Source organism: Clostridium sp. SM-530-WT-3G (assembly GCF_012843905.1).
Classification (GTDB): domain Bacteria; phylum Bacillota; class Clostridia; order Clostridiales; family Clostridiaceae; genus Clostridium.
Genome location: NZ_JABAGC010000059.1, coordinates 1 through 12,278 on the forward strand (window position 1 = coordinate 1; position 12,278 = coordinate 12,278).

10 protein-coding genes are annotated in these 12,278 nt (G+C 26.5%); all 10 read right to left on the bottom strand.

The genetic code is table 11. From position 1 onward, the window contains the following. Positions 1-148: 148 nt before the first annotated feature. Positions 149-445: a hypothetical protein gene (locus tag HF850_RS14540; protein WP_169106148.1), complete on the bottom strand. Its 297-nt coding sequence runs from the start codon at positions 443-445 to the stop codon at positions 149-151. Positions 446-565: 120 nt separating this feature from the next. Then, a complete protein-coding gene (locus tag HF850_RS14545) occupies positions 566-2,368 on the bottom strand; it encodes a dynamin family protein (RefSeq protein ID WP_169106149.1) in 1,803 nt (600 codons plus the stop codon). 111 nt (positions 2,369-2,479) lie between these two features. After that, the gene (locus HF850_RS14550; RefSeq protein WP_169106150.1) at positions 2,480-4,243 is read right to left on the bottom strand and encodes a dynamin family protein; all 1,764 of its coding nucleotides are present in this window, start codon (positions 4,241-4,243) and stop codon (positions 2,480-2,482) included. Positions 4,244-4,273: 30 nt separating this feature from the next. Then, positions 4,274-5,158: a hypothetical protein gene (locus HF850_RS14555; RefSeq protein ID WP_169106151.1), complete on the bottom strand. Its 885-nt coding sequence runs from the start codon at positions 5,156-5,158 to the stop codon at positions 4,274-4,276. Between the two features lie 60 nt (positions 5,159-5,218). After that, positions 5,219-7,735 carry a dynamin family protein gene (locus tag HF850_RS14560; RefSeq protein ID WP_169106152.1) on the bottom strand — a complete coding sequence of 839 codons (2,517 nt, stop codon included), beginning with the start codon at positions 7,733-7,735 and terminating at the stop codon, positions 5,219-5,221. A 384-nt stretch (positions 7,736-8,119) separates the two neighbouring features. Then, the gene (locus HF850_RS14565) at positions 8,120-8,311 is read right to left on the bottom strand and encodes a hypothetical protein (RefSeq protein ID WP_347564443.1); all 192 of its coding nucleotides are present in this window, start codon (positions 8,309-8,311) and stop codon (positions 8,120-8,122) included. 203 nt (positions 8,312-8,514) lie between these two features. Then, the gene (locus HF850_RS14570; RefSeq protein WP_169106153.1) at positions 8,515-8,973 is read right to left on the bottom strand and encodes an Lrp/AsnC family transcriptional regulator; all 459 of its coding nucleotides are present in this window, start codon (positions 8,971-8,973) and stop codon (positions 8,515-8,517) included. Positions 8,974-9,323: 350 nt separating this feature from the next. Then, positions 9,324-9,764, bottom strand: coding sequence for a DUF6304 family protein (locus HF850_RS14575; RefSeq protein WP_169106154.1), 441 nt, complete (start codon positions 9,762-9,764; stop codon positions 9,324-9,326). 118 nt (positions 9,765-9,882) lie between these two features. Then, positions 9,883-10,431 carry a phosphatase PAP2 family protein gene (locus HF850_RS14580; RefSeq protein WP_169106155.1) on the bottom strand — a complete coding sequence of 183 codons (549 nt, stop codon included), beginning with the start codon at positions 10,429-10,431 and terminating at the stop codon, positions 9,883-9,885. Positions 10,432-10,672: 241 nt separating this feature from the next. After that, positions 10,673-11,938 carry a L,D-transpeptidase family protein gene (locus tag HF850_RS14585; RefSeq protein ID WP_169106156.1) on the bottom strand — a complete coding sequence of 422 codons (1,266 nt, stop codon included), beginning with the start codon at positions 11,936-11,938 and terminating at the stop codon, positions 10,673-10,675. Between the last annotated feature and the right edge of the window lie 340 nt (positions 11,939-12,278).

The following is a 12,278-nucleotide window of genomic DNA, read 5'->3' on the forward strand; positions in this document are numbered from 1 at the left end:
GTAACCTTGAAATTTTATTCATTTGGTACATATCTATCAGACCTCCCCAGGTAAGAACACGGACTTTCACCGATTAGCACGTGCCCATGCTGGGCACACCTAAAATAATAAGTAAGAAAATTATTCTTACTTATTATTTATATTTCTATTAATCAATTTTCCCATTAATTTTTGCTGTTCCTAAATGTTCTGGGGATATTCTCTCTGCATAAGCGGATTTAGAAAAATCTTTAGAAAAATATACTCTTATGCTTTCATCACTATTTTCTGCATCTACTCTGTACATTATGTTTTGCACATAACCATGAATAAAATCATCTTTACTAAATGATAGATGTATTTCTGTTCCTATCTTAGTGATTACATTTATAACATTCTCTAAATCTTTTGAGTCCTTTGTAAATACAACATCTCCACTGTCAAGGCGGCAAAATTCAACTTTCATTTAAATCATCCCTCTCTATAACTATAAATCATAATATATTATATGCCTAGCATTATATTTTTTCAATTCATGCAAAAATCAATAAAAAAATTATCTTATAGAATATCTCTTTCTTTATATTTATTTACGTGAATTTATATGAAAAAGACATTTATGAAGACTAAAATCTATTTCTCTCTTAAGATTTAATAATGTATTATAATCAATATCTTCTTCTATATTGTCCACATTTTCATATTCTTTGAATTCTTCTGCTAATTCATCAAATAAAGCATTTACTTCATTTCTATTGCTTTCTTTGAGTTCATCAACATATTTTCTTATGGCATTTTCTACATCCTTTGCCCAATTATCAATTGCTTCCATAGCCATATCACTTATTTTTTTCTGCCATGCAATTGTATCATAAATATATATCATAGAATCAGTAAATACACTTAAATAACGAGTTATTCCTTTTATAGAAGTCGCCCTAATTGCTTTTATTATTTTTGCCAGGCCTATATTACCATGCTTAGTTAATGAATTTTCTAGCTTTTTTAAATTTTTACTGTATATATCAGCATTTTTAGAATTTTTATCGCTTTTTTTAACATTTCTAAACATCTGTACAGCTGCCTGCTTAATTTCATCACCCACATGCTTCTTCAAAATACCATCCATTACTTCACTATAACACGGAACGTTTATCTTAACTTTATCTTCAAGTGCAGCTGTTGTCTTATTCATCATATCTTCTATAGTCTTATCTAAAAGAATAACTTCATCTTCTATATATGTAAGAATATTTTCTGTTTCTTCAGCTGTTAACTTTGGTACATAATAATGCTGCATATATGAGTAAGTTTCTTCTCTTTTAGTCCACTTAGCCTCATCATTTATATATTTTGTAATATTTTCTTTAATATCAATAGCCGATTTATCTATAAGTTTTATAGATTTTACTATAGTCTTAGTAAATCCTCTTTCTAAAACACCAGTAATCTCTTCTTTTCTTTCATTAAATTCTTTAGTAAGTTTTCTTCTTTCAGCTATATCTTTTTGTTCAGATTCAATATTGGCTATTTTAGAATTAACTTTTATTTCACATTCACCTAATATATAATCTTGATAAGTTCTTAGTGTTTCACCAAGCTCTTTCTTCTTACTAGGATCATTGACTCTTTCATAAATATAATCCCAAAGTACTGATGCATCTGGATTTTTTTCTTTACTACTTTCTATACAAAATACTTTTACATCCTTATGTATACATTCATTTACGTTTTTTTGAATTTCTAAAATTCTCTTATTATGTTCTGCAACACCACTTGGACACATATTTACTGCAAGAACAACTTCAACTTTATTTCCTACTATTTCGCCTACATACTTTAAGAACTGATAATCGTCATCATTTAGCCCAACTCTATACGAAACAACATATATTATAAAATCACTTTCTGGTATAAATTCTTTTAATACATCTTCATGATAATCTACAAGTGAACCATATCCTGGAGTATCAAATACTCTTATTCCACTATATTTATCGTTTTTACTTTTTCCTACATATCTAAGTCTATGAATATCATCAGCAGGTTTTATAGTAAACTTATCAAAACTTTCTTTTTCTATTGATTCAACTTTTGCGTCTCTTCTTATTTTTAATAAATTTTCTTCTTCATCATCTGAAATAACAACTTCAGTAACTACACCTGTTGTAGGTTTTACACTTTCAGGAAGTGCCTTTTTGGCAAGGAGACTATTTATCAATGTACTCTTCCCTGCACTTGTTTCTCCAAGCATAACAACAAAATGAGAAGGATTCATAATTCTATCCTTTACCAAAAGGTTTTTATATGTAATATCATCTATATTAAGTGCTTCAACTATTGAATCTATTCTTTCCTGTCTCTTTATACATGTCTCAAAAACGTTCATTATAATCATCTCCTTATTTTTTTGTAGCTCCTATATACTTTATTATAGGAGCTTATATGTTATAGTAACTAATTATCTCAAATAATTTATTAAAGTCTTATAATTTTACATCTAAATCATGCTTCTTAAACTCTTTAGAATGTTAAGATCCTTTTCAAACTCTATGGTATGTTTTTCATTATAATCTGCATCATACTGACTAGATATACTTAAAATATCCTCTTTAAATGTACTTTCAATTTTCTTTCTAAGTTCTTTAATAGAATTGTCAACTTCTTGAGCTTTAGCTCTTAAATCATCAAGTATTTCTTCTCTTAAGTAATTTTCAAGATCCTCAATCATAGGCTCTAAGTCCTTGATAGTATATTCTGCTCTTGTACTTAATATTTCTTTCCTTATAGAATCACCTATTATAGAAAAAACAAATCCTATTCCCATACCTACTAAAACTCCTAGAGGACCACCAAGACTTGCAACTGTTCCTACTGCACCTATAATTCCTGTACTTAAACCTAATATTGGCGGAATTGATTTTTCAAATTTAAAAGAACTTTCCTTATTAAAGAATGATATATTCTCATAAGTGCCATCAAAACCTTTTATAGTTACATAATTAAGTTTCTTATTAAGGTTTATAATAAGCTCACTAGTAATGCCAAGAACTTCATCCATTATATTATTTACTGCTTTATCAGAGCTTTCTTTATAAATAGAACTTAACATTTCACCATCTACAAGTCCTCTATTTATAACATTCTTTATGTTATATCTTAAGTTCTCCATATTTTCTTTTATTATATAAGATGCTTCTTCAATTATTTTATCCATTTCATCATTTGCATAATTTCTTATTTCTCTGAAGTAATTTTTATTATATGAAAGTATTTCTTTTATTTCACCTATCTGCTTCTGTTTTTCTGCTTCATTTACTTTAGCTTCATTCATTGAAGCATTTATAAAGTTCTGTATCCTGTCTTCAAGGTTCTTAAAAGTTTCTTCTATTTTTATCTTTAATGTTTCATTTAAATTATAATTATATTTTTTAGAAATATCTTTTATTTCTGAAATAACTTTATTTATTCCTGATTCATTATAAAGTATTGGATCATTAGTAAATTTTCCTTTTACTGCTTCATATACATTTACTACATTAACATGTACTTCTCTACTATCATTATGTGAAGTGCTTATTCCATTTAACACACCTTCATTATGATCTTTTGCATCTTCAGCATCTTCATCTGTCTCATCATTCCACTTATTTTGTACAAAAATAGTGTTTGAAAGCTTTGGCCACAATGCATTTATAAAGTTCTTCTCAGTTCTAGTTATAGGAGGGTTAGTTCTTATCATAAAAATCCCAGCCACAAGCTTATTAACATAATCAAGAGTAGTTTTTTGATTTTCTGGAGTTAAACTCCCTACTCCAGGCAAATCAACAAGTACAATATTATCTTTTAATATTTCACTATTATTATATATGACAATTTTACTTACACCAATTTCATTTGCTGGATTATAATCATTATGCACATATTTTTCAAGATCATTTATATGTATTTCTTCCATATTTCTACCTTTAAAATGAACTTGTGCACGTGATGTGTCATTTCCAAAACGAACTTCTACTGGTACACATGTAGTTTCATCTACATCAGTAGGAAGTATATTTTCATCCATTAAAATCGAATTTAAAAAACTACTTTTCCCAGCCCCTTGAATTCCGAGAACAGGAATAATAATCTCGCTCTTATTCATATTTTCTATGAAATGTTTAAAATAATTTTTGTAGTCAATTCCTGCACTTTCACTATTCATATACTTTTCTAATAAATAATTAAATCTCTTATCATTGATTAAATCTATATATGTCATAATTTCTCTCCTTTAGGGACTTTAACAATACTAAATTTCTTCATCGTCAATCTTTTGAGGTCTGTTCTTTCTTCTACCAAACATTCTCGCAAATATTGATTTATTTCCCCATTCTACTTCTTCTTTAATACTATCTATTTTACTTGCAAATTCTTTTTCAAATCCATGTATTATTTGAATCAATAACTCTTTTTGATCTATTTTATCTTTAATACTATCAACTTTTTCTAACAGAAGTTCCTTACCGCTAAAATAATTACTATCAACCTTCTGCTCAAGTTCAGTCATCTTATTTAAAATATCATCATTTTGTATTGTTTCAAGTTTTTCTAAAATAAGATCCTTATTTCCTGAAGCTTCTTTAACTAACTTAATACCTAAGATTGCAAGCTTATCTTCAAGTGGTTCAAAATTTATATTATCAATTTTATCATCAATTTTCTCTTCTAGCGAATTTATTGATGCTCTTACTTCAGTATTATCAATCTTTTTTACTTCATCTATTATCTCTTCTTTTGATGTAATAACAGAATCCTGTATCTGCACTATATTATCAAGAAGCTTATGCAGGTTATCATTAAGAATCTTATTATGTTCAACCATCATCTTACTTTGTTCATTTACTACTTTTACAATTGATGATTCTATAATAACTTCAACTGATTTTAAAATATCATCTAAAGAACTACTTAATGAATTAACCTTATCAGTAAACTCTTCATTATCCTCTACAAAATCTTCAAAACTATTTTTAAAATCCTGTATCTTTTTTTCCATAGGCTTAAGTTTATCTATAACTTCCTGAGTCATATTTTTAGATACTCTATTTAATGAACTTATCATATCCTCTTGTATCTCATTCATCATATTTTTTGTAAATTCATCACATTGTATTGAAATTAAGTCGTTTTCCATCTTATCCTCCAGTATATAATAATATATAATGACTTTCTTATAAAATATTCTGTTTTCTTATTATAAATTATAGTCTAAATAATAAGTAAGAATATCTTCTATTGTTTCTTTTTCTTCATTACCTTTTGATAATATATTTCTAAACACTCTTTCTTTTATATCCTTGTAATCGCTTATTATAAACTTCTTCTTTTCTTGAGCTTCAATTAAAGTAATGTTATAAATAGGATTTTTGGAATTTATCAAAACATATCCAAATTTCCCTTCTGCACATTCCTCTTCTAATTCTTTCTTTAAAGCATTTACTTCTGTTAATAATTCCTTCATGCTGTTTCCATGTATAAATTCTACTGATGAATCTATTACAAGATTCGTAACCACATTATTACTTATAATAAATTCATTTAAAGCTAAATTCTTTAATATATGTTTCTTAGAATTCCCTATTTGTATGCCATTAAAAATTATAAAAAGGCTATAATTAAGTCCATAGTGATATTTAATCCTTTCATATAACTTAATCTTATTTATTCCATCTTCATAAACTATTAACATATCTTCAAATTCAAATATACCATTCTTCTTTATTTCTTCTATATTTTTATCATATAAATATACTCCACACATTCTAAAGATAAAACTTTGGCACACATTAAGATCCCATGTCCAGAATATCTTTTTAGGTTCTCCTTGAAGAATTTTACTCTGCTTTGCATGAATATAATTTCCTACAACCAGATAATTTTTTTCCACTATATTATTTACTAATTTATAAATATTGTATGAATTTCTTGAGTAGTCTACTTTATATTTTTTATTAGTAACTATTCTTGCTTCTTTTTCATCAACATTATATGATTTCTGTTCAGAATTCTGATTCTGAATTTTTATTGCTTCTCTTATTTTTATAAGATTATCGTGCACATACTTAACATCAGGTACATTTATATCCTGCTTTTTCTTATTTATAAATTCTTTCTCACGTTTATTAACTTCATTATAGAAAAGATTGATAGATCTTACATACTGTTTACTCCATTCATTTATAGTATTAATATACTTAACTCGATTTATATTACATACATTCTGCAATTCTATTATTGTATTTTCCTTATCAATTACCTTTTCATCTTCTGTCTTTTCTTCATATCCCCATGAAGTATCAAATACATTGGAGAAAAACCTCTTTCCCTTATTAAATACACCGTGCTTCTTTACACGCTGTTTCTTTGGTATATACTTATGCTTTAATTCTACAATATCATAAGTCATACTTGGTATAGAATAACTATATCTCTCATCTAAATTAAGTTTACTATAAATATCAATTTTCTTATTTTCACATTTCTTTACCACTGATAAAATTTCATTTTCAATTTTAGTATTATGTTTATTTATATCTTCAATTATATAATTAACGCTTTCAAGTTCTTTTTCATCAGAAATATTTATTTCATTTATGATTTTATAAATCATATCATCCATTGAACCTATCTTTGTTAATATATCACCTTTAAGAAATTTAAATTCTTTAAAAGTTTCATCTATATCTTCTTTATTGATAGAGCTTAAATATGTATTTATATCATCACTTAAAAGCCTTTCATCTGTTGCTATAATATTGTCTATCTTTCCTTTAATACTTATACCTCTAGCTTCATTAATTTTAGGCATTACATTTTCTATACATTTATAAATCTCACTTATAAATTCATCAATATTAGATTTTTCATATAATTCATGTTCTTTTTCTATTAATCCTTTATATGCATTTAATGCAGAAATCTGAATTACCTTAAAGTTTTTACATTCATCATTTTCACACTTAGTCCCAATTTTCAATAAATTTTCTGCTCTTTTTTTATGCTTTTCAAGAATTACTTCCTTATCTTCTTCTATAACTCCGTTTTTTCCTATTTTAGGTTCAACAGAATCTATCATATTTTGAACAAGAATTATTTCTTTATTTTTTTCATTTACAATTCGTATTTTTTCCACATTAATTTCATCGCTATTTGCCTTTACAGTTGTTAAAAATACACAAATATCTATAGTTGGAAGAAGCATTTCCATTGTTATCTTTTCGTGTATTTCCAAATCACATGCATCAAGACCAGGACTATCAATTATATGTATATTATCTCCCAAAAGAAATGATGGAGAACTAATATCAATCTGGCTTACATTTAACTTATTTTCAGGATTTTCACTTTCATCTGCATACATCTTTATAGTATCACTATTTAGTTCTTCCCCTTCAACTATAAGAGGGTCTTTATCCCTAAAATAAATAACAGCTTGTCTTTTACTTCCTTTAGAACATGTAATTATTATGCTTGAGCTTGGCTTTATAGCTATTGGAAGCAGTTTTTCACCTATTATTGTATTTACTAATGTAGATTTACCACTACTTGTAATTCCCATAATAGCAATTCTTATAGTGTTTCTAGCTATCTGTTTCTCCCTTTCATTCAGCCATTTTAAATCATTTTCATATCTCTTTTTGACGTAATCATTTTTTGTCAATACTCCTTTTATGTCATTTATAACATTTAGTATATAAGTTTCTTTTTCCATAGTAATCTCCGTATAAACATATGTTTCATTAATAATATATTAGCATAATCATTATCAATTATCTAATAAAATACGATAATTTAATATTAATTCTGTATATTTTACTTTTTTCACTGTTACATCTAAATTATTCATATAATTCAAAATATGGTACTTATTCTTATAAATAAATGTAATTAATAAAGGCAGACAGATTTAAATAAGTTAATCTGCCTGCCTTACTACTATATATAAATTCATGATTAAAACCAATAATACAATTTTATTTAAAGCTTGTTTTTTTATAATCACATATTTTTAAAATCTATATAAAATATATGACTTTAAAGATAACTTCACTTTATGTAAGAGATACATATGCCTATTATCTTCACTGCTATATGTTTATTCCCATTCAATGGTTAATATCTCTAATTCTCCTGATTTAAGTGATACTTTATAACCATCTGAAAGAAGCCAAATTGCTAGGTCTGTAACCATATTTTTTCTAATTTCATCTCTTGTGCCGACTGCAAATACAGCTGAAACTTTATTTACGCCAGCAATTCTACCTTGTTCAATATTCCTCAAGATGATATTCTTATTTTAATTTAACTTTTCTTCGTATTCAGTCACAATATCTCCTCCTCATATTTTTATTTAACAATAATGAGTATATTATGATTGTATACAAATTAATAATACTCACTATTTTACTACTATAAATTTATGAGAAGATTTTCAAACTTATTCCTCTTTACATCAACTACTTTGTCTATCACCCAAATATGGATTAAAGTTTATTTTTCTTCCAAATCTAAATCTGCATTTAGATTTATTCCCCTATGCTCAACTGGTGTAGAAAAGACTATCTGAGTTTCCGTATTTCCGAATTTCTGTAATTCTCCTATAAATGCATCTAATTCTAAAGTTGTATGATATGCCACCTTTATAAGCATTGAATATTTCCCTGTTACACAATTGCATTCTATAACATTTGGACACGCTGCTATGAAAGGATAGAATTCTGGCTTCTGCTTTGGTGACATTTCTAAATTAATAAATGCCTTAATGTTATATCCTAATTTAAGTGGATTTACGTCAACTGAATATCCTCGTATTATTCCCGCCTCTTCAAGTTTCTCAATTCTTGCAGATACTGCTGGTGTTGATAAATAAACTTCTTCTGCAAGATGCTTTAATGGATATCTCGCATTTTTCTGTAACAATTCTATTATTTTATAATCAATTTTATCCATACTGCTCCCTCTATTCATTATATTATTGCTTAATTAAATAAAAAGGCATATCAAATAATCATAAATTATTGATACGCCCCATTGCGTTATACATATTATTTATATTTATATATTAAAATTATTATTTAAATTTTACAAGTGTTTTTTTACTTATGTACTTAAAAAATTAATAAACATCATTTATACATCTAAATATTTGTATAAATAATGTTTATTTGAATATAATATAAATGAACATAACCTTCTAGATTGTGTATTAACCCCAAAGCAATGTATTCCTGTTAAGGTTTACATTGCTTTTGCTTTAAAGCTATTATATGACCTCTAAATAATTAATTTATATAAAACTATTATATTCCTAATAAAAGAGGCATATTTAGATTCAAATTATATTCCTTTAATAATTCTTTCTTCATTTTAATTATAAGTTGTTTAAAATTATACCCTTTAACTTCGTGAACAGTTTCTTTTTCCTCATAAAGAAGAGAATTTTTATAATAATTTTTCTGCCTTTCTATTCTTAAAATAAACTTCTCAACTTTATCACATTTATCATTTTTTAATTCTAATGGTATTCTTATATCTAATACATACCCTATAAGTTCATTACCTTTTAAATAAAACTTATGACCTGCCTGATCATGTTTATCTGTATAAAAATCAAAATCTGTGCCTTCACAATAAAAGGTACATCCTCTAACTTCAAGGATAAACTTATTATCATAGCAATATACACTTGCCTTATCACATCCTATGTTATCTGTAAATATAGCAGGATACTTCATCTTCATATTAATCGCCCTCCATAAATGCTCAAAAAAATCAACCCTATATTATAATATCACACTTTACATTTTATGGAAGACATTAATAAGTATTATTTTATTCTAAAATTTGATATAAATATCTTTAAACTTTAAAAAAGTTATGTTTTCTTAGAAAAATATAAGTTTTAATAGCAGCATACGCAAGGAAAATTCCTATAATCATCCCCATTAATACATCTGATGGATAATGCACATACAAATACAATCTAGAAAAAGCAATGGCACTACTTAATATAAGTGCTACTATTCCTATTTTTTTATTCATATATAATAGAATAGATGCACAAGAAAATGAAACCATAGTATGTCCCGATGGAAAAGAAAAATCAGTCGGTGCATTAATCAACAACCCATCAATAAGTGGATTTGCATCAAAAGGTCGTATTCTTGCAACTATAGGTTTAAGTGTAAGATTTCCAACTATAGCACAATATATAAGAGCTATTGCCATCATAACTCCATATTTTCTATACTTTCTTTTTAATATCATTATGACACATATTATTATCCATATTATACCTGCATTACCCAATGAAGTTATCTTAGGCATTATTATATCTAAAACATCATTTCTCATATTATTCTGTATAAATTGAAGTATTGAATTGTCTATATTTAATATAAAATCCATATGTATTCCTCCCCCTATTTTTTAATTCTTTCTTTTCCTTATCAAGTTTTATAAATTATTTAATATTATGTTTACTCTTTTATTTTGCTATTTTTGCTGTTGATTTTTTACTAATTCAAGTATACAACACTATTTCTTAATATAAAAGAATGTATTGAATCTATTAGAGGTGAAATTAATATATTAAAGAAAAATACAGTTGACTTAATGCCAACTGTACTTTTATGTCCTTAATTGAATTTTAATAATAACATACTACTGGTGTTCCAATACTAATATTACTATATATAGATTGAGCTAATGAATAAGGTAAATTAACACATCCATGAGAACCATTTGTCTTATATATATTTCCACCATATTCACTTCTCCAACTTGCATCATGAAGTCCAATACTATTTCTTATGAATGGCATCCAAAACGAAACAGGAGAAACATAATCAGGTCCAACAAGATTTGTATCTCTTTGTTTATTGTTTAGTGAGTAAACTCCATCTGGTGTAGTACATCCACTTTGACTTAGATTTCCTGTAACCACATTTCCTTCTGCTACTATATATCCATTTTTATAGAACCATAAATATTGTTTTTCCATATCTATTTCTACAAATGTATTGCCTTTTATCTTATTTAAATAGTATGATGATTTCGTTTGTTTATATGCTGGATATTTAGTCATAGATTGTCCACTTTTTATGCTGTCAATTAAAGAATTTGTTTCAGTGTCTACATCCACTTCCCAACCATGATTATTCCCATTATATCCACCACTTACAGCTGTTGTTTTTCCTAAAGTATATGTGTATTCATCTGCAATTTCTTTAACAATATTTCTAGCCTTATTGCTATCAATACTTATGTTATAATCTCCATCAATATATATCCAATCCTTTATAGTATTGCCACTTATTTGTCTTGTATTTCCACCATATGAATAGTTAATATTTGTAGAAACATACCTGTTTAGCAAATCTCTAGCTTGAATCACTTTATCAGATGATGCTGTATAACTTGGGTCATAATAAACATTTAGTTTATCTAGATTAATTTCATCAACATTTTTAATTATAGCATCGACTATACTTTTATAAAGTAAATCCTTATTAACTCTAGTTCCATATATCTCTTTCCTAATAACATAAGACCCGTCTACATATTCAATTTTAGGATTTCTAGATTCAATATCTACACTTGCATTAAGACACTTTAAAGAATCAACTTTTTGTTTCAACAATGTCTCATCAAATATTGGTGTTTTCGAAGCATTAGAATCATAGTAAAGCTTTATATCTGTACCTTTTATCTGCTCACTAATATTTCCTCTTTCAATCAATGTCAACGTATATTTATCAGTACCAGAAGTTTTATTAATATTTTGCAAATCTTCATTTGAATCTACAGCATATACCCTTACAGCAGATCCATAATAGAATATAGTACATATAGAAAATATAATAAAACATAATTTAGTAATAACTTTTCCAAAGTTATTCTTAGCAACTCCCACTCATATTCCCCCTCAATTTATTAAAAACTTAAAATCATAATATAAACCCTTTTTTACCTCCTCTTTCATTTTTATATAAATTCGCATTCTAGTACATCAAGATTCACATAATTAATTATTTCAAATTTTTTACATTTTGTCTATAATAATTATGCATAATGGATAAAAAAGTGGCTACGCCACGCTCCTTCGGAGAAAATATTTCAAATTAACCCTTTTGTAAGTGCATAAAGTTCAATAGCTTTTTCTAATTTATTTTTTTACTCATTAATAAACTTTTTCCTCAAATACTCCCTAATAGAGCCATACCGATAATAAACTATGTCATGAAACTTCATTC